General features: G+C 74.0%; 16 protein-coding genes and 1 riboswitch. Of the genes, 7 read left to right on the top strand and 9 right to left on the bottom strand.

Annotated elements, in window-relative coordinates:
• Nucleotides 1–24: 24 nt before the first annotated feature.
• Nucleotides 25–2,322, bottom strand: a complete 2,298-nt coding sequence (locus SM452_RS06830) for an FtsX-like permease family protein (RefSeq protein WP_463839520.1) — start codon at nucleotides 2,320–2,322, stop codon at nucleotides 25–27.
• Complete coding sequence (locus SM452_RS06825) at nucleotides 2,319–2,993, bottom strand: ABC transporter ATP-binding protein (RefSeq protein WP_463839519.1); 675 nt, start codon at nucleotides 2,991–2,993, stop codon at nucleotides 2,319–2,321. Before SM452_RS06825 ends, SM452_RS06830 begins: the two co-directional genes overlap by 4 nt.
• Nucleotides 2,994–3,186: 193 nt before the next feature.
• Between SM452_RS06825 and SM452_RS06820 the strand changes: the two genes are divergently transcribed.
• Complete coding sequence (locus tag SM452_RS06820) at nucleotides 3,187–4,434, top strand: sensor histidine kinase (protein WP_463839518.1); 1,248 nt, start codon at nucleotides 3,187–3,189, stop codon at nucleotides 4,432–4,434.
• Nucleotides 4,431–5,099, top strand: a complete 669-nt coding sequence (locus SM452_RS06815) for a response regulator (RefSeq protein WP_463839517.1) — start codon at nucleotides 4,431–4,433, stop codon at nucleotides 5,097–5,099. The genes SM452_RS06820 and SM452_RS06815 overlap by 4 nt, the downstream gene beginning before the upstream one ends.
• Nucleotides 5,100–5,125: 26 nt before the next feature.
• Here the strand turns inward: SM452_RS06815 and SM452_RS06810 are convergent, their stop codons facing one another.
• On the bottom strand, nucleotides 5,126–5,455 hold the full coding sequence (locus SM452_RS06810) for a hypothetical protein (protein ID WP_135240406.1): 330 nt from the start codon (nucleotides 5,453–5,455) through the stop codon (nucleotides 5,126–5,128).
• A 135-nt stretch (nucleotides 5,456–5,590) separates the two neighbouring features.
• Here SM452_RS06810 and SM452_RS06805 point away from each other — a divergent pair, with 135 nt between their 5' ends.
• The 5 genes from SM452_RS06805 to SM452_RS06785 all read left to right on the top strand — a co-directional run bounded on the left by SM452_RS06805 (nucleotide 5,591) and on the right by SM452_RS06785 (nucleotide 11,075).
• A complete protein-coding gene (locus SM452_RS06805; RefSeq protein ID WP_355507822.1) occupies nucleotides 5,591–6,322 on the top strand; it encodes a histidine phosphatase family protein in 732 nt (243 codons plus the stop codon).
• The gene (locus SM452_RS06800; RefSeq protein WP_262011721.1) at nucleotides 6,306–7,169 is read left to right on the top strand and encodes an NAD(P)H-hydrate dehydratase; all 864 of its coding nucleotides are present in this window, start codon (nucleotides 6,306–6,308) and stop codon (nucleotides 7,167–7,169) included. Before SM452_RS06805 ends, SM452_RS06800 begins: the two co-directional genes overlap by 17 nt.
• A gap of 148 nt (nucleotides 7,170–7,317) precedes the next feature.
• Nucleotides 7,318–8,802, top strand: coding sequence for a S8 family peptidase (locus SM452_RS06795; protein WP_463839516.1), 1,485 nt, complete (start codon nucleotides 7,318–7,320; stop codon nucleotides 8,800–8,802).
• A gap of 106 nt (nucleotides 8,803–8,908) precedes the next feature.
• On the top strand, nucleotides 8,909–9,409 hold the full coding sequence (locus SM452_RS06790) for a hemerythrin domain-containing protein (RefSeq protein ID WP_262011723.1): 501 nt from the start codon (nucleotides 8,909–8,911) through the stop codon (nucleotides 9,407–9,409).
• Between the two features lie 121 nt (nucleotides 9,410–9,530).
• A riboswitch (ZMP/ZTP riboswitch) is annotated at nucleotides 9,531–9,620 on the top strand.
• An 18-nt stretch (nucleotides 9,621–9,638) separates the two neighbouring features.
• The gene (locus tag SM452_RS06785; protein ID WP_463839515.1) at nucleotides 9,639–11,075 is read left to right on the top strand and encodes a glycine hydroxymethyltransferase; all 1,437 of its coding nucleotides are present in this window, start codon (nucleotides 9,639–9,641) and stop codon (nucleotides 11,073–11,075) included.
• Nucleotides 11,076–11,139: 64 nt separating this feature from the next.
• Here the strand turns inward: SM452_RS06785 and SM452_RS06780 are convergent, their stop codons facing one another.
• The 6 genes from SM452_RS06780 to SM452_RS06755 form a co-directional block, all read right to left on the bottom strand.
• Nucleotides 11,140–11,391, bottom strand: coding sequence for a hypothetical protein (locus SM452_RS06780; RefSeq protein ID WP_013286617.1), 252 nt, complete (start codon nucleotides 11,389–11,391; stop codon nucleotides 11,140–11,142).
• Nucleotides 11,392–11,419: 28 nt separating this feature from the next.
• Nucleotides 11,420–12,763, bottom strand: a complete 1,344-nt coding sequence (locus tag SM452_RS06775) for an aminotransferase-like domain-containing protein (protein WP_463839514.1) — start codon at nucleotides 12,761–12,763, stop codon at nucleotides 11,420–11,422.
• Between the two features lies 1 nt (nucleotide 12,764).
• Entirely contained in the window at nucleotides 12,765–13,868 is a 1,104-nt protein-coding gene (locus SM452_RS06770; RefSeq protein ID WP_463839513.1) for an alpha-hydroxy acid oxidase, read from the bottom strand.
• Nucleotides 13,861–14,835, bottom strand: a complete 975-nt coding sequence (locus SM452_RS06765; protein WP_262011727.1) for an alpha/beta hydrolase — start codon at nucleotides 14,833–14,835, stop codon at nucleotides 13,861–13,863. Before SM452_RS06765 ends, SM452_RS06770 begins: the two co-directional genes overlap by 8 nt.
• Nucleotides 14,832–16,055, bottom strand: a complete 1,224-nt coding sequence (locus tag SM452_RS06760) for a cytochrome P450 (protein ID WP_355507835.1) — start codon at nucleotides 16,053–16,055, stop codon at nucleotides 14,832–14,834. Before SM452_RS06760 ends, SM452_RS06765 begins: the two co-directional genes overlap by 4 nt.
• A gap of 67 nt (nucleotides 16,056–16,122) precedes the next feature.
• Complete coding sequence (locus SM452_RS06755) at nucleotides 16,123–17,433, bottom strand: SGNH/GDSL hydrolase family protein (protein WP_402806737.1); 1,311 nt, start codon at nucleotides 17,431–17,433, stop codon at nucleotides 16,123–16,125.
• Nucleotides 17,434–17,466: the final 33 nt, after the last annotated feature.

The following is a 17,466-nucleotide window of genomic DNA, read 5'->3' as shown; positions in this document are numbered from 1 at the left end:
ACACCAGCGACGCCGCCGGGCGCGCTACTCGCTCCGCAGTGCCGTCGCGGTCCGGGTCCGGGCCGCCCACCCGGCCGGCAGCAGCGCTCCGAGCAGTGCTGTCAGCGGCCCGCCCAGCGCCAGCGCCGCCACGAGGACCGGCCCGTACACGTCGAGCAGGCGCTCCGGCAGGTGCAGTCCGCCGCTGGCGGCCATCGCCGGGACGACGAGCCGTTGCATCGCCACACCCGCCGGTACGCCGAGCAGCCCGCCGACCAGACCGACGGCGGCGACCGAGGCGACCACCATCGCGATCGTCTGGCCCGGCGTCATGCCGAGCGCCTTGTGCACACCGAGATCGTGCACCCGGTCGCGCAGGTCGAGGACGAGCATGTTGAGCACACCCAGCGCGGCCACCGCGAGCAGCAGCAGGGTCAGCGTGGCGGTCAGCCCTTCCACGACCAGCAGGAGCGGGTCGGTCTCCCCGCCGCCCGGCCGCGCGGTGAGGCCCCGGCCGGCGAGCGCGCCGGTCAGCGCCTGCGCGTAGGCGCCGGCGTCGGTGTCCGGGGCGAGCGCGATCCGGTACTCGGACGGGTTCCGGCCGGTGGGCGTGACGGTGCCGGTGAACACCGCCATGGCGGACTCGAACACCTCGCCGACGATGCGCAGGCGTACCGGCTCGCCCTCGATCCGGACCGTCACGGTGTCACCGATCCGGGTTCCGGTCGCGGTCAGCAGGGGTCCGCCGACGACGGCCTCGCCGGGTGCGGTGAACCAGCGTCCGGACACCATCTCGAAGCCGTCCCACGCCGCGTCGCCGGTGATCGTCGTGACGGAGACCGGGTCGGCGACGCCCGCGACGGCGCCCGGTGCCTGCGTGAGGCCGTACCTGGCGCGGGTGCCCGGCTGGGCGTCGATCGCCGCCAGCACCGCGGCCGGATCGGCGGTGGGAGCGGCGGCCGGTCCGGCGTCCGGGTCGCCGTTCACAGTGACGTCAGCGACGTCCTGGGTGAGCGCGGTCTGGATGCGCAGCAGCGACGCGGCGAGCCCGGTCGCGAACGTCACGGCCGCCGCGCCCGTCGCGACCGCCAGCAGGATCGCGACAGTGCGTGCCGGCCGGGCGAACGGGCGGGCCAGGCCGAGGCCCACCGGCCTGGCCACCGGCAGCCGCGACGCCAGGCGCGACGCCCACCGGCCCCGCGCCGGACCGGACGCCCGTCCGACCGCGATGGCGTCCACGGTACGCAGCCGGCCCGCCCTCAGCGCGGCCGTCCACGCGGTCAGCGTCACCACCGCCAGCACCCCGCCGGTGGCCAGGACCGTCACCCACCAGGCGATGGTGGTGTTCGCCGAGCCGTAGACCTGCTCGGTCTCGGCCAGTACGGGCAGCGCGATCAGGTTCCCGGTGACCGTTCCGGCGGCCGCACCCACGGCGGCCGGGACCAGCGTCTGCGCGACGAAGGCGCGGACGATGCCCGCGGGGGTGCAGCCGAGCGCCTTGAGGATGCCGATCCGGCGGGTGGCGGCGCCGACCGTCCCGGCGACGACGGTGCCGACCACCAGCAGCGCCATCACGATGCCGAGCAGCGCGAACGCGACGAGGAACGGCACGAAGACGGCCGCGTCCTCGACTTCCTGCTGCCGCACGTCGAGCCAGGATCGGGCGCCGGTGACCGCGCCGGCGGGCAGCGCCGCGACCACGGCGTCCCGTCCGGTGCCGACCTCGGTCGCCGTGCGCGCGTCCGCGAACCGGTAGAGCATCTGGTACCCGTCCGCCGTGTCCGGCCCGTCGAGTACGCCGACGGCCGACGGCAGCACCCAGGCGCCGGCGGTGTCGCTGATCGACCGGGCCGTACCGACCACCGTGAACTCGGCGCCGCCCGGCGTGGTCAGGCGGGAGCCGGGCGGCAGGCGGACGGCGCCGCCGCTGAGCACGATCTCGTCCGGCCCGGCCGGCCACCGCCCGCCGGCCAGCTCGATCCGGTCGACGGGACCGCCGGGATCGGTGCGGGCGACGACTGTCAGCGGCGGCGTCCGCATCCCGCCGCCCTCCGTGAAGGCGACCACGAGCACCCGGTACGGACCGGCGGCGGCCACCACGCCCGGCGCCGAGGCCGACGCGGCGAGCTGCGGTTCCGTCACCGCACCGGAGTCCGCCCGCACGGTCAGGTGCGCTCCCCGCTGGGTGGCGAACGCGTCGTCGAAGGGTGCCTGCGACGCGACGAGCAGCCCGGCGCCGAGCACCGTGGCGGTCACGGCGGCCGCGGTGACCAGGCCGACGACGATTGTCTGCACGCGGCGGCGCCGTACGCCGGACCGGACGACCCGGCGCAGCCCGCTCACCGTCGCACCTCGACCCGGCCGTCGCGCAGGCGGATCGTCCGGCCGGCGGACGCCTCGGCCAGCCGCAGGTCGTGGGTGACGAGCACGATCGTCTGGCCGCTGCGGTGCAGGTCGTCGAGCAGGCGCCGGACGTCCTCACCGGAGGCGGTGTCCAGCGCGCCGGTCGGCTCGTCGGCCAGCAGGAGCGCGGGCCGGTTGACCAGGGCGCGGGCGACGGCGACGCGCTGGCGCTCACCGCCGGAGAGACGTCCCGGGTACGCGTGCGCGTGCCGGGCGATGCCGAGCGAGTCCAGCAGGGAGGCCGCGTGTTCACGCGACGCGCGGGCCGGCGCGCCGGCGAGTTGGGCGGGCAGCAGGACGTTGTCCAGCACGGTCAGGTCGTCGAGCAGGTTGAAGAACTGGAAGACCAGGCCCACGTGTGCGCGCCGGAACCGGGCCGACGCGGCCTCGCCGAGCTTCTCCAGCCGGGTGCCCGCGACGGTCACCGTGCCGGCGTCCGGCCGGTCGAGCGCGGCGAGCAGGTTGAGCAGTGTGGACTTCCCGCTGCCGGAGGGGCCGAGTACCGCCACGCACTCGCCGGGCCGGACGGTCAGCGACACGTCGTGCAGCGCGGGCGGCCCCTCGCCGTAGCGGCGGGTCACCCCGCGTACGTCGATCACCGGATCGGTCATGTGTCGCCCCTTGCGGTCAGGCCGTCGACTGGACGCCGTGACGTTAGGGGCGGATCCGGAGGCCGGGCATCGGTCCGGCGACGCATCGCCGTACCGCCGGAGGTGGATCTTCGCCCGGGGTCATCCCTGCGATGTAGTCGCACTGCACACCGGGGCCGATGCCCCGGCCGGCGCCGGCGGCGAGAATGGACGCGTGAGAGGCATCGTGGCGACCGGGCCGCTGCCGAGGCCGGGCTGGCGGGCGCTGCTGCTCGACGCGGCGCTGGCGGGTGTGCTCGGGCTGGTGTGCTTCCAGGCCGCCACCGACGACGTCGGCGTCCCGCCCCCGCCGTTGCCGCCGCCGCTGCCGCCGTTGGCGGTCCCGCCGGAGGCGCAGCCGGCACAGCCCGGGTCGACGCTCGGGGCGCTGCTGCTGGTCTTCGTCATGTGCGCGCCGCTGGTGCTGCGCCGCCGGTATCCGCTCGCGGTGCTCTGGGCGACCATGGGCGCCGCGTCACTGGTGCTGGTGACCGACGGGGACCGGCAACCGGCCCTGTACCCGTGCGTGGTGCTGACCTGCCTCGTCGCCGTCTACGGCGCGGCGGCGCACAGCCCGTACCGGCTGCCGGCGCTGGCATCGGTCCCGGCGGTGGCGCTGCTCGCCCTGGGCCTGCGGGAGCTGATGCCGGTCACGGTGCCCGCGGCCAACCTGCCGTTCGTCGTGCTGGCCCCGCTGGTGGCCGCCGCAGGCGGCCATCACGTGTGGCGGCGACGAGCAGGTGAGGACCGGCGGCGGCTCACCGCCGAGGCCCGCGCCCACGAGCAGGCGCTGCGCGACGCGGTCGCCGGTGAACGGGCCCGCATCGCCCGGGAACTGCACGACGTCGTGACGCACCACGTCAGCGTGATGGTCATCCAGGCCGGCGCCGCCCGGACGGTGCTCGCCGCCGCTCCGGATCAGGCGCGGGAGGCGCTGCTCGCCGTCGAGTCGACCGGCCGGTCCGCGCTCACCGAGCTGCGGCACGTCATGGGCCTGCTGGCGGATTCCGAACCGGACGGCCCGGAGGACCCGCAGCCCGGGATCGAGGGCCTGCCCGAGCTGATCGAACGCGTGCGTGACGCCGGCGTGCCGGTACGGCTGACCATCTCCGGCGAGCGCCGGCCGGTCACCTCCGGTGTCGGGCTGGCCGCCTACCGGGTGGTGCAGGAGGCGTTGACGGACATGGTCCGGCACGCACCCGGCGCCGCGGGCACCGTCGTCGTCGAGTACGCGCCGGAGAGCCTGCGGATCGAGGTCGGCAACACCGAGCCCGGCGTCCCGGCCGCCACCGTGGGCTCGGGCGGGCGCGGCCTGATCGGGTTGCGGGAGCGCCTCGCCGTCTACGGTGGGACGTTGCGCGCCGGCGCCCGGCCGGGCGCCGGCTACCACGTCGAGGCGCTGATCCCATGGGAGGCGACATGACGGTACGTGTGGTGGTCGCCGACGACCAGGCACTGGTCCGTACCGGATTCCGCATGATCCTCACGGCCGGTGGGGTGGACGTGGTGGCCGAGGCGGCGACGGGCACGGAGGCGGTAAACGCGGTCCGCCGCACCAGGCCCGACGTGGTCCTCATGGACGTGCGCATGCCCGAGCTCGACGGTCTCGAGGCCACCCGCCGCATCCTCACCGGGGCCGTCGCGGCGCCCCGGATCATCATCCTCACCACGTTCGACCTGGACCAGTACGTCTACGCCGCGCTCGCCGCCGGGGCGAGCGGCTTCCTGCTCAAGGACGTGACGCCGGAACACCTGGTCGCGGCCGTACGCATGGTGCAGGACGGTGACGCACTGCTCGCACCGGCCATCACCCGCCGGCTGGTGCGGCGCTTCGCCCGCCGCGACCCGGAGACGGCGGCGGTGCACCGCGACCTGGCCACGCTGACCCGTCGCGAGACGGAGGTCCTGCGCCTGCTGGCCGGCGGCCTGAGCAACGCCGAACTCGCGGAGGCGCTGCACCTGTCCGAGGCGACGGTGAAGACCCACGTCGCCCGCATCCTCGCCAAGCTCCGCCTGCGCGACCGGGTCCAGGCGGTGGTGGTCGCCTACGAGACGGGCCTCGTGAGTCCCGGCTCGCCGGAGGACTGACCGGTCCGGCGACGGCCGTCACGAGCTCAGGTGATCAGCAGCGCACCGACGACGATCAGCGGCACCGAGACGAACAGGAAGATGCCGACGCCGGTGAGCACCCGCCCGCCGCCGCCGTCCTCCCGCTCGGGCGCCAGACCGAAGGTCGAACGGGCCGGCAGCATGCCGATGCGGCTCAGCGTGAGGTCGCCGGTCATCCCGATCACGGCGCCGACGATCATGAACGCCACGCCCAGCCGGTGCGTGAAGTCGCCGCCGCCGACCGCCACCCAGATGCCGACCGCCGCCGCGATCACCACGGCGGCGATCAGGAAGAGCACCAGCGCCTCCCGCAGACCCCGCACCACAGTCGCCATGTGCGCCTCCCTCGGACCCGGGCCGTCCGTCCCGCGTCGTGGGACATTGTGCCGGGTCGATGCACTGCGGCGCAGTCCCGCGTCGGGCCGGTCCGGCACGGTTATCCCCGGTCGAGCCCGGGTACCGGGAGCCGCATGGCGGAGTTGGGATCGCTCTGGATCGTCCGGCACGGCGAGAGCACGGCGAACGTGGCGGCCACGGCGGCCGAGACGTCCGGCGCCGAGCTGATCGACCTCACCCACCGGGACGCGGACGTGCCGCTGTCGCCGACCGGCGAGGAGCAGGCGCGGGCGACCGCCCGCTGGCTGGCCGGGCTGCCGGAGCCGAGGCGGCCGGACGTGGCGGTGGTGTCGCCGTACCTGCGGGCGGTGCGCACGGCCGAGCTGGCGCTCGGCGGCACCGGGATCCCGGCGAGCGTCGACGAGCGGCTGCGCGACCGGGAGCTGGGCGTCCTCGACGGGCTCACCGGCCACGGCGTGACCCGGCGCTACCCGGAGGAGGCGCAGCGGCGTACCCGGCTCGGCAAGTTCTACTACCGCCCGCCCGGCGGCGAGTCCTGGACCGACGTGGCGCTGCGGCTGCGGGCGCTGCTCGGCGACCTGCGCCGCGACCACGAGGGGGGCCGGGTGCTGCTGTTCGGCCACGACGCGCTGGTCTTCCTGCTGCGCTACCTGGTGGAGGGGCTCACCGAGGCGGAGCTGATGGCGCTGACCCGCGAGCACGTGATCGCCAACTGCTCGGTCACCGCCTGGCACGCCGACGACGCCGGCCGGCTCGTGCCGGAGGTGTTCAACGACGTCGCCCACCTGCACCGGCAGGGGGCGAAGCCCACCAGGGAGGACGAGGTCAATGCCGAGCCGGTCTGACGTGATCACCCCCGCGCTGCTGCGGGACTGGGCGCTGCCGGTGCCCACCGGCGGCAAGGAGGCGCGCGGCACCGTGCTGGTGGTCGGCGGCTCCCGGTTCACCCCCGGCGCGGTGCTGCTGGCCGGGGTGGCAGCGCTGCGGGCCGGCGCCGGAGTGCTCCAGCTCGCCGCGGCCGAGTCGACTGCGGCGTCGCTGAGCATCCAGGTGCCCGAGGCGCTCGTGATCGGCCTGCCGGAGACCGGCGACGGCGCGGTCCGCGGCGACCCGGGCGACCTGCTCCGCGGCCTGGTCACGGAGGCCGACGTGGTGGCGGTCGGACCCGGCCTGACGGACATCGAGGCCACCGGGGAGCTGCTGCGCCTGGTCCTGGACGCGGCCGGCCGGGAGACCGCGCTGGTGCTCGACGCGTACGCGCTCGGCGCGCTCAGCCACGCGCCGGAGCTGCTGGCCGGGTCCGGCCGCAAGGCGGTGCTCACTCCCAACCTGACCGAGGCGCGGCACCTGCTGGGCCGTGATCCGGGCGACGACCTGGACGCCGAGGCGGTGGAACTGGCCGGCCGGTACGACGCGGTCGTCTCGCTGTACGGGCACATCGCGACGCCGGACGGCCGGGCCTGGCGGGAGGAGAGCGGGGACGCCGGGCTGGGCACCTCGGGCAGCGGCGACGTGCGGGCCGGGCTGCTCGCGGGTCTGCTCTCCCGGGGCGCCGACCCGGCGCAGGCGGCCTGCTGGGCGGCGTTCGCGCACGCGGTGAGCGGGCAGCGGCTGGTCCCCCGGTACGGGCGGATCGGCTTCCTCGCCCGGGAACTGCTCGACGAGATCCCCTACACGATCGCCACCGTCTGACGATCCACTTCACCGGGCTTGCGGCACGTGTAACACGCCGGGAGGCGGTGGCGCTGGTCCGGGCGAGGCCGGTACTTCGCCGTGCCTCCGCCCGGACCGCAGCCCGCTCAGGGGTGCGGTCCACCCGCACGAACCCCTGGGAGTCTGTGTGAACAACCTCCGTCGCAAGACACTCGCCGCGGCGTCGGCAGTGACGCTCGGCGCCGGGCTCGCCCTCGTCGGCGCCACGGCACCGGCCGCGGCCGTCGGACCGGAAACCTCTTACATCGTGCTCGCCCCGCAGGGCAACAGCACCGCCAAGGCCGCCGCCCGCGTGGCGGCCGCCGACGGCACCGTGGTGGCCGCGTACGACAAGATCGGTGTGCTCGTCGTGCGCTCGTCCGCCCCGGACTTCGCCACCCGGGTGGCGGGCGCCGGCGTCGAGTCGGTCGCCTCCACCGCCGGCCTGGGCACCGCCCTGGACGAGGGCGAGACGGTCGAGGTGCCGGCCGCCGCCGTCGCCGCGGCCACCGGCGACCCGACCGCCGAGCCGCTCTACAACCTGCAGTGGGACATGCCCCAGATCCGCGTCCCGCAGGCGCACGCCGTGACCGGCGGCAGCCCGTCGGTCGTGGTGGGTGTGCTGGACAGCGGCATCTCCAGCAGCCACCCGGACCTGGCGACCCAGATCGCCAAGGACAAGAGCGCCTCCTGTGTGGGCGGCGTACCGAACACCGCCGAGACCGCGTGGAACCCCACCACCAGCGACCACGGCACCCACGTGGCCGGCACCATCGCCGCCGCCGTCAACGGCGTCGGTGTCACCGGTGTCGCGCCGGGCGTGAAGGTCGCCGCCGTCAAGGTGGTTAACGACGACGGCTACATCTTCCCGGAGGCGGCCGTCTGCGGGTTCATGTGGGCCGCCGAGCACGGCATGCAGCTGACCAACAACAGCTACTACATCGACCCGTGGGAGCTGAACTGCCGCAACGACGCGCGTCAGCGCCCGGTGTGGAAGGCCGTGCAGCGGGCCCTGCGCTACTCGCAGTCCCAGGGCGTGCTGCACGTCGCGTCGGCAGGTAACTCGAACTACGACCTGGCCCACAAGATCACCGACACCGGCAGCCCGAACAACGGCACCCCGGAGGAGCGCGAGAACCTCACCAACGCCTGCCTCGACCTGCCGGCCGAGGCGCCGGGCGTGGTGACCGTCGCGGCCGTCGGCCCGACCGGGGAGAAGAGCTACTACTCCTCGTACGGCCAGGGCGTGATCGACGTGACCGCGCCGGGCGGCGACACCCGGTTCCGGACCCAGGGCGCCCGCTCGACGTCCGCCGACGGCATCCTGTCCACCACCTTCAACACCGCCACCCGCACCAACGGGTGGGGCTACAAGCAGGGCACCTCGATGTCCAGCCCGCACGCCACCGGCGTCGCGGCGCTGGCGCTGTCCGCGCACCCGGGCATGACCCCGGGCCAGCTGGCCTCGTTCCTGGAGCGCACGGCGGTCGCGAAGTCCTGCCCGTCGGGCGTCTACAACCCGGTTCCGCTGATCCCGGCGGGCCCGAACGCGTACGACGCGACCTGCTCCGGCGGGAACCGCAACGGGTTCTACGGCGCCGGCGTCGTGGACGCGTACAACGCGGTGAAGTAACCGGTATCCGCGTGGACCGGGCCCGGCGATCACGCCGGGCCCGGTCTGTTTGTCCTGGTGGGGCGCCGGGTAGGGGGGCACCGTCAGCCGACCTAGGAGGTAACCGGTGTCCACCGATGCGATCGTCCTGCTCAAGGAGGACCACAAGGAGATCCGCCGCCTGTTCAAGGCCTTCCAGGAGGCCGAGGAGGGACCGGCGAGCAAGCGCGGGAAGATCGTCGGGCAGATCCTCGAAGCCCTCACGGTGCACACCTACCTCGAGAACGAGGTGATGTACCCGGAGGTCCGCGAGCTGGTGCCCGACGTCGAGGACGACGTCCTGGAGTCGTACGAGGAGCACCACGTCGCGGACGTGCTCTGCTTCGAGCTGTTCACGATGGACGCCGGCGACGAGCGGTACAACGCCAAGACGACGGTGCTGATCGAGAACGTGCTGCACCACATCGAGGAGGAGGAGCAGGAGTGGTTCCCGAAGGTCCGCGAGGCGCTCGGCCGTAACCAGCTCCAGGAGATCGGCCAGCGGATGCTCGACCTGCGCCCCAAGGCGCCGAAGACGCCGACCGCCCCGAAGGCGCTGAAGAAGTCCCTCGATGCCGTGGTCGCCTGAGACCGGCACCGCGACGCGAGCGGGACCGCCCCTCCCTCGGGGCGATCCCGTTCGCGTCGCGGGGTTCAGTCGCCGGGACGGGCGGCCCAACCTCGCAGGTCCCGGCCGGGCCGGTAGGATCGGCACGGGCCGTGACTGGCGCGTGGAGATGGAGCACCATCGGGGAGCGGCCTCGTCATGAGGACGCATGCCGAGCGCCTGGGCCTTCCGCACGTCACCTGGAGGTCGCATGTCGCGCAACGCCGAGTCCACCGCCTTCCGCAGCGCGCTGGAGGTCGTCCGCGGCGTCGAGCCGCGCGTGGCCGACGCCATCGCCGCGGAACTGGCCGACCAGCGCGAGTCGCTCAAGCTCATCGCCAGCGAGAACTACGCGTCCCCGGCGACGCTGCTGGCGATGGGCAACTGGTTCAGCGACAAGTACGCCGAGGGCACGGTCGGGCGCCGGTTCTACGCCGGCTGCCAGAACGTCGACACCGTCGAGGCGCTCGCCGCCGAGCACGCCCGGGAGCTGTTCGGCGCGTCCCACGCGTACGTGCAGCCGCACTCGGGCATCGACGCCAACCTGGTCGCGTTCTGGGCGATCCTGGCCGACCGGGTCGAGTCCCCCGCGCTGCGCAAGGCGCAGGCTCGGCAGGTGAACGACCTGACCGAGGCGGACTGGTTCGCGCTGCGCCGTGAGCTGGGCAACCAGCGGATGCTGGGCATGTCGCTTGACGCCGGCGGGCACCTCACCCACGGTTTCCGGCCGAACATCTCCGGCAAGATGTTCGACCAGCGCAGCTACGGCACCGACCCGGCCACCGGCCTGATCGACTACGACCGGGTGGCCGAGGCGGCCCGCGAGTTCAAGCCGCTGATCCTGGTCGCCGGTTACTCCGCGTACCCGCGGAAGGTCAACTTCCGGATCATGCGGGAGATCGCCGACTCGGTCGGCGCCACCTTCATGGTCGACATGGCCCACTTCGCCGGGCTGGTCGCCGGCAAGGTGTTCACCGGCGACTTCGACCCGGTGCCGCACGCGCACATCGTCACCACCACCACGCACAAGTCGCTGCGCGGCCCGCGCGGCGGCATGGTGCTCTGCGGGCCGGAGCTGGCCGACCAGGTCGACCGGGGCTGCCCGATGGTGCTCGGCGGGCCGCTGCCGCACGTGATGGCCGCCAAGGCGGTCGCGCTGGCCGAGGCGCGCCGCCCCGAATTCGCCGACTACGCCCAGCGGATCGTGGACAACGCGCAGGCGCTCGCCGACGGGCTGCTGCGCCGGGGCGCGACGCTTGTCACCGGCGGCACCGACAACCACCTGGTGCTCATCGACGTGTCCGGGTACGGCCTGACCGGCCGGCAGGCCGAGCAGGCGCTGCTGGACTCGGGCATCGTCACCAACCGCAACTCGGTGCCGCAGGACCCGAACGGCGCGTGGTACACCTCCGGCATCCGCATCGGCACCCCGGCGCTCACCACCCGCGGCCTCGGCGCAGCCGAGATGGACGCCACCGCCGAGCTGATCCACACCGTGCTCAGCAAGACCACGCCCGGCACCGGCCCGGACGGCGCCCCGTCGAAGGCGAAGTACGTGCTGGACCCGGCCGTCGCCGAGTCCGTCGGCAAGCAGGCCGCCGACCTGCTCACGCCGTTCCCGCTCTACCCCGCCGTGGACCTGACCTGACCTGACCTGATATGACGGCGGCGCCCCGGGAGAACGAGTCTCCCGGGGCGCCGGTGTGAACGGGTCAGCGCAGCGGGCGCTTCAGGTGGTAGCGGTGGACCTCGGTGCTGCCCTGCACGTTGTTCACGTCCTCGGCGGCGGAGACCAGTTCCCAGCCCTCCCGGCCGACCCGGTTGAGGTGCGCGATCGCGGTGTCGCCGTACGCGGTCACGTCGGTGCGTGACCCGTCCGGGCCGTACCACACGAACGAGACGTGGAAATTGCGACCCTGACCCTGATACCGACGAACGAGCAACGCGTACTCCCAGGCAACCATTCGTCCATTATCAACAGACGAAACGGCGTCAGGAAACACGCACGGTGCCGGAACCCTGACACTCCGGTATCGCACCACCGGTCATGGCGTCCGTGACCAGCGCGGCCAGCCGGTCCAGGCCCACATCGATCGACTCCGGTGTGACGGCGCTCACCGACAGCCGCAGCGCGTTCACCGGTGTGCCCGCGTCGTAGAAGTGCGCCATCGGCGTCCAGAGCACGCCGTACTCGCGCGCCGAACGGTGCAGCAGCGCGTCGTCGACAGCGAACGGCACGCTCACCACCACGAAGAACCCGCCCGCCGGCACCGTCCAGGTGACCGGCCCGCCGGCCGGGAAGCGCCGGGCCAGGCCGTCGGCGAGGTGGCGCAGGTTACGGGCGTACGCGGCCCGCTCCCTGGTGTTCGCGGCCACCAGCGAGCAGTCGTGCGCCAGCAGCGCGCCGCCGATCACCGCCTGGCTGATCGGCGACGTGTTCACCGTGACCATGCTCTTGATCTTCGCGAGGTGGTCGGCGAACGGAACCACGGTGCCGTCCGCCTCCCCCACCCGCTGATCGGCGACCACGTAGCCGACCCGGGCGCCGGGCAGGACGGTCTTGGCGAACGAGCCGAGGTAGACCACCCGGCGCGCGGTGTCAAGCGCCTTGAGCGTGGGCCGCCGGTCGGTGCCGTCGGCCGGGAACAGGCCGTACGGGTTGTCCTCGATCAGCAGCAGGTCCTCCTCGGCGGCCAGGTCCAGCAGCCGCCGCCGCTGCGCGGTGTCCATGCTGACGCCGGACGGGTTGGCGAAGTCGGGCATCACGTAGCAGCCCCGGGGCCGCAGCCCCTCCGCGCGGGCCCGGCGCACCCCGGCGCGCAGGTCGGCCAGGTCGACGCCGTCCGGCCCGCCGGTCACCGGGAGCACCGGCAGGTCGACCAGGCGGGCCGCGCCGGTGAGCCCGACGTACGTGGGCGCGACAGCGAACAGCACGTCGGCCGGGCCGGTCCGCAGGGCGCGCAGCACCAGGAACATCGCCTCCTGGCAGCCGACCGTCACCACCATCGACTCCGGGTCGACGGTGAGCCCCTCGTCCACGGCGAGGTGCCGGGCGATCAGGTGGTGCACGACGCCCTTGGTGCGCCCGTATTGCAACAGGGTCCGGTCCACGCCGGCCCGGTCCAGCCCGACGTCCTCGGCCAGATACCGGCGGAAGCGGTCCAGGTGCGTGTGCAGCACCGCGGAGTCGAAGAACTCCTCGTACGGCCGCCCGGCCGCCAGCGACACCGCGTCCGGGTAGTGCTGCGCCACCTCGTTGAGGAAGTTCATCGAGTTCAGCGCCGGGTCGCCGACGCTGCCGTGCAGCGCCGAGACGGCCAGGTCGACGGGTTCCACGTCAGCCTCCGATCCGGGTATGCAGCCGCCGGGCCGAGGCCGGGTCGGGGCAGCCGCTGAGGATGAGGGCGTCACGCAGTTCCGCCGCGAGCAGCGCCAGTGCCGCCTCGGCGCCGGCCCGGCCGCCCGCCGCGAGCGCCCAGAGCAGCGGCCGGCCCAGCAGCACGCCGTCCGCGCCGAGCGCCAGCGCGCGCAGCACGTCGACACCGCCGCGGACGCCGCTGTCCAGCAGCACCACGCACCGCTCGTCGACCGCCTCGACCACCTCGGGCAGCACGGCCGCGCTGGCCGGGGCGGCGTCGAGCTGCCGTCCGCCGTGGTTGGAGACCACCACGGCGTCGACGCCGGCGTCCGCCGCGCGGACCGCGTCGCGCGGGTCCAGGATGCCCTTGACGAGCAACGGCACCCGGGTACGCTCCCGCAACCACTCCAGGTCCGCCCAGCTCAGCGCCGGGGCGAACACCGCGCCGGTGTGCACCGCCACCGCCGAGACGCCGGGGGTGCCCTGGTGCGCCAGGTCGTCCCGGCCGCCGGGCAGGTTCGCGGCGGTGACGTGCGGCGGCAGCGCGAACCCGTTGCGGGCGTCGCGCAGGCGCCGCCCGAGCACCGGCACGTCCACAGTCACCATCACCGCCGCGCAGCCGGCCGCCTCCGCCCGGTCGAGCAGGTCGGCCACCAGCGCCCGGTCGCGCAGCCAGTAGAGCTGGAACCACACCGTCGCGCCGGTCGCCGCGATCTCCTCGATCGGCGTGCTGGACAGCGTGCTCGCCACGTACGGCACGCCCGCCGCCCGGGCCGCCGCCGCGAGCGCCGGCTCGCCGTCGGGGTGCAGCAGCCGCTGGTACGCCATCGGCGCGACAGCCACCGGCAACGCGGCCCGGCCGCCGGGCAGCGCCGCCTCGGTGGACGGGTCGTCCACCCCGGCCAGCATCCGGGGCAGCACCGCCACCCGGTCCAGCGCGGCCCGGTTCGCGGCCAGGGCGGTCTCGGTGCCGCTGCCGCCGTCGACGAAGTCCCACACGTCGGCCGGCAGGACCGCCCGGGCGAGCGCGGCGAACTCGGCCAGGCTGGCCGGCGGCACGAACCCGTCCGCCGGGTCAGCCATGGTCGGCACCCGTCGCCGCCCGGGCGTGCGCCGGGTCGAGCCCGAAGGCGCGGCGCAGGAAGGCGGCGGCACGTTCCTGGGCCTGCCGTCCGGCGTCGAACACGCCGGGCATGGCGAAGAACCCGTGCACCATGCCCGGGTAGTCGTCCGTCTCGGTGGGCACGCCGGACTCGCGCAGCCGCTCGGCGTACCGCAGGCCCTCGTCGCGCAGCGGATCGTGCCCGGCGGTGACCACGAACGCCGGCGGCAGGCCGGACAGGTCCTCGGCGAGCAGCGGCGACGCGAGCGGGTGGGCGGCGTCGCCGGGGTCGGTGAGGTAGTGGCCGCGGTACCAGCCGACCGAGTGCCTGTTGAACAGCATCGGGTCCTCGTCGTCGCCCGGCCGGTGCCCGGGCCGCTGGTCGGTGTTCGGGTAGACGAGCAGCTGGGCGGCGAGCCGGGGACCGCCGTCGGCGCGGGCCAGCAGCGTGACCGCGGCGGCCAGGTTCCCGCCCGCGCTGTCCCCGCCCACCGCCAGCCGGTCGGCGTCGACGCGGAACTCGGCGGCGTGCGCGGCGAGGTGCCGCAACGCGGCGTGGCAGTCCTCCACCGCCGCCGGGAACGGATGCTCCGGGGCGAGCCGGTAGCCGACGGTCACGGTCTGGACGGCGGCCAGGTTGACCAGCCGCCGGCAGATCCCGTCGGCCGTGTCGACGCTGCCGAGCGTCCAGCCGCCACCGAAGTAGTAGACGAGCGTGGGCAGCGGACCGTCGCCGTCCGGCCGGTGGATCCGCACCGGCAGCGGCCCGGCCGGGCCGGGCACCGTCGTGTCGCGTACCTCGGCGACCGGCTCGACCGCGCCGGACCCGGCGCGGATCGCGGCGAGGTCGGCGGCGCGGGCCTGCGCGAGGGTCTGGGTGTAGAGCGGCGCGGTGCCGGCGGCGGCGCGCGCGGCCCGCCACGCGACCACCTGCGGATCGAGTGTCATCCGGCCTCCCCGGTGGTGACGAAGAGTTTGTCGATTCCACGCAGGAACAGGCTCCCGCTGTACGTGTAGGGCTGGGTGACGGCGAGCCGGGGAAAGCGCGCGAACAGGCGCGGCAGCGCCAAGCGGCCCTCCAGCCGGGACACCGCCGAGCCGAGGCAGAAGTGCAGCCCGACGCCGAAGGCCAGCGACGGCGGGCCGGCGCGGCGCGGGTCGAAGCGGTCCGGGTCGGGGAACCTCGCCGGGTCACGGTTGGCGGCGGCGATCAGCAGCAGCACGTTGTCGTCGCGGCTGACCGGCACGCCGCCGAGGTCGGCGCCGGCGGGCGCGGATCGGGCCAGGAAGTGCACCGGGCTCTCCATCCGCAGCACCTCCTCGACGCAGCCGCGTGCCAGTTCGTCGTCGCCTGGTAGCGCGGCGGTGACATCCGGGTGGTCCAGCAGCAGCGGCAGGCCGTTGCTGAACATGTAGACGGTGGTGACGAAGCTGGCGTTGAACAGCACGATCAGGTTGCTGATCAACTCCTCCTCGGTGAGGTCCACGCCGCCCGCGTCGAGCACCTCGACCAGCCCGCTGATCAGGTCGTGACCGGGCGTGCGGCGGCGGTGGGCGATCAGGTCCCGGTAGTAGACGCGCAGCTCCTCGGCGGCCTGGTTGGCCCGGGCCAGCCGCTCCGGCGTCTTGCCGGAGACGTCCATGTACTCGTCGATCCAGTCGACCCGCTGCCGGTACCAGGTCAGGTCGGCCGCGGGCAGGCCGATGAACTCGGCCATCACCAGCGCCGGGACCGGGTACGCGAAGTCGGCCACGAAGTCAACCTCGTGCCCGTCCGCGCCCGCCTCGGCCAGGTGGTCCAGGCGTTCGGCGACGATCCGCTCGATCACCGGTTCCAGCGCGCCGAGGCGGCGCGGGGTGAACGTCTTGGCGAACACCGCGCGCATCCGGGTGTGGTCCGGCGGGTTGACGAACATCATCGAGGTGAGGAACGTGCGCAGGATCTCCTGCTCCTCCCAGCCGGGCGGGAAGCCCTTGTACCAGCCGGGATCGCGCAGGATCTGGTCCACCACGTCGTATCCGCCGGCGACCGCGCTCACGGTGCTGTGCTCGGCCCGGGCCGGTACGGCGTTTATCGGCCCGTGCTCGTGCAGGGCCGCGTAGAAGGGATAGGGGTTCTGCCGGCCCTGTTCGCTGTAGAGGCCGGTCAGGATCTCGCTGACGTCCACTGTCTGTTCCTCCCCAGGAAAACGGTGGCGGGGGCGGCGTCGTGTCGACCGCCGCCCCCGCCCGGTGTCACAGTCCGAGCAGCTTCAGTGGTACGGCGTTCGCCATGACCGCGGCGCCCGTGTCGTTCGGGTGGATGTGGTCACCCGAGTCGTACGCCGGCAGCAGCCGGCTCGGCTGGGCCGGATCCCGCATCACCGCGTCGAAGTCGACGATGCCGTCGAACTCGGCCCGGCCGGGCCCACGCAGCCAGGTGTTCACCGCCTGGCGGGTGGCGTCCTTCTCCGGGGTCCACACGCCCGGCCCGCCGTTGCCCTCGTACGGCATGAGCGTGCCGGCGATGCTGGTCAGGCCGCGCGCCTGGACCTGCCGGTTGAGCTGGCGCAGCGCGGCGATGATCGCCTCGGGGCTGTCGCCGTTCATCCAGATGTCGTTGATGCCCAGGTGGGTGATGACGGTCCGCACCCCGGTCTGCGGGAACACGTCCTCGTTGAGCCGGGCCAGCGCGTTCGGGCCCAGCTCGTAGTAGCCGGGGAAGTTGTCCGCGCCGGGCTCGGGGCCCTCGTGGTTGAGCCGGTTGCCGGCCAGGCTGAGGTTGAGCACACCCGGCGTACGCGGCTCCGGGCGAGCGTCGATCAGCCGCTTGGCCAGCAGGTCGGACCAGCGCTGATCGGCGTTGACGGTGCTGCCGTTGCCGTCGCTGATGGAGTCACCCAGCACCACCACCGAGCCGGGCGTGGCCTTGCGTTCCACGTCGATGCCGGACAGGAACATCCAGCAGCAGTTGGGCCGGATGGTGAAGCCGGTGCCCTCGGCGGCCGAGGTGAGGTCGGTGGCGCCGATGAAGTTGGTGACCCGGGACTGGCCGTGGAAGGTGACCGGCCCGGTGAGCACCGGGAAGTACAGGGTGACGACCAGGTCCTCCTGCTCGGCCACCGGGAAGGCCACCGGGTCGCTGAGCAGTTCGGCGCCCTTGTTGATGGTCGCCGATCCGGCGCCGGAGAACGTCAGCTGGCGGACGCTCGACCCGACGATGTCGGACAGGTCGTCGGGGGTGGCGGTGTTCGGCCGGGCGATCGTGGCGCGGCCGACCTGGACGGCCTGCTCGCCGTACAGGTTGGTCAGCCGCACCCGCAGGCGCGGGCCGCCCACCGAGGTCTGCACTGTCATCCGGATGCTCTGGTTGTTCAGGCCGGTGTTGGTCAGGCCCACCGTGTTCCCGCGGGTCACCGCGGCGGCCCAGGTTCCGGCCCACTCGGCGCGCCCGTGCCCGGCGCGGTCGTTCCCGGTCGGGCCGGCGCTCGCCGTGACCGCCGGGGTGGCGGCGATCAGCAGCGTGACGGCGGAAGCTATGACGTGCCATCTCTTCGGGGTCGGCATCGATCCTCCATGGTCGGCAGCCCCGGGCGTGAC

This window comes from Micromonospora sp. SYSU B005 (assembly GCF_055362685.1).
This window is presented reverse-complemented; position numbering and strand designations above follow the sequence as displayed.

Bases quoted from the DNA above. Each gene is read 5' to 3' on its own strand.
- SM452_RS06815 (WP_463839517.1), top strand. From the start codon at position 4,431: ATGACGGTACGTGTGGTGGTCGCCGACGACCAGGCACTGGTCCGTACC.
- SM452_RS06755 (WP_402806737.1), bottom strand. From the start codon at position 17,433: ATGCCGACCCCGAAGAGATGGCACGTCATAGCTTCCGCCGTCACGCTG.
- SM452_RS06770 (WP_463839513.1), bottom strand. From the start codon at position 13,868: ATGGCTGACCCGGCGGACGGGTTCGTGCCGCCGGCCAGCCTGGCCGAG.
- SM452_RS06780 (WP_013286617.1), bottom strand. From the start codon at position 11,391: ATGGTTGCCTGGGAGTACGCGTTGCTCGTTCGTCGGTATCAGGGTCAG.
- SM452_RS06765 (WP_262011727.1), bottom strand. From the start codon at position 14,835: ATGACACTCGATCCGCAGGTGGTCGCGTGGCGGGCCGCGCGCGCCGCC.
- SM452_RS06825 (WP_463839519.1), bottom strand. From the start codon at position 2,993: ATGACCGATCCGGTGATCGACGTACGCGGGGTGACCCGCCGCTACGGC.
- SM452_RS06785 (WP_463839515.1), top strand. From the start codon at position 9,639: ATGTCGCGCAACGCCGAGTCCACCGCCTTCCGCAGCGCGCTGGAGGTC.
- SM452_RS06805 (WP_355507822.1), top strand. From the start codon at position 5,591: ATGGCGGAGTTGGGATCGCTCTGGATCGTCCGGCACGGCGAGAGCACG.
- SM452_RS06800 (WP_262011721.1), top strand. From the start codon at position 6,306: ATGCCGAGCCGGTCTGACGTGATCACCCCCGCGCTGCTGCGGGACTGG.
- SM452_RS06810 (WP_135240406.1), bottom strand. From the start codon at position 5,455: ATGGCGACTGTGGTGCGGGGTCTGCGGGAGGCGCTGGTGCTCTTCCTG.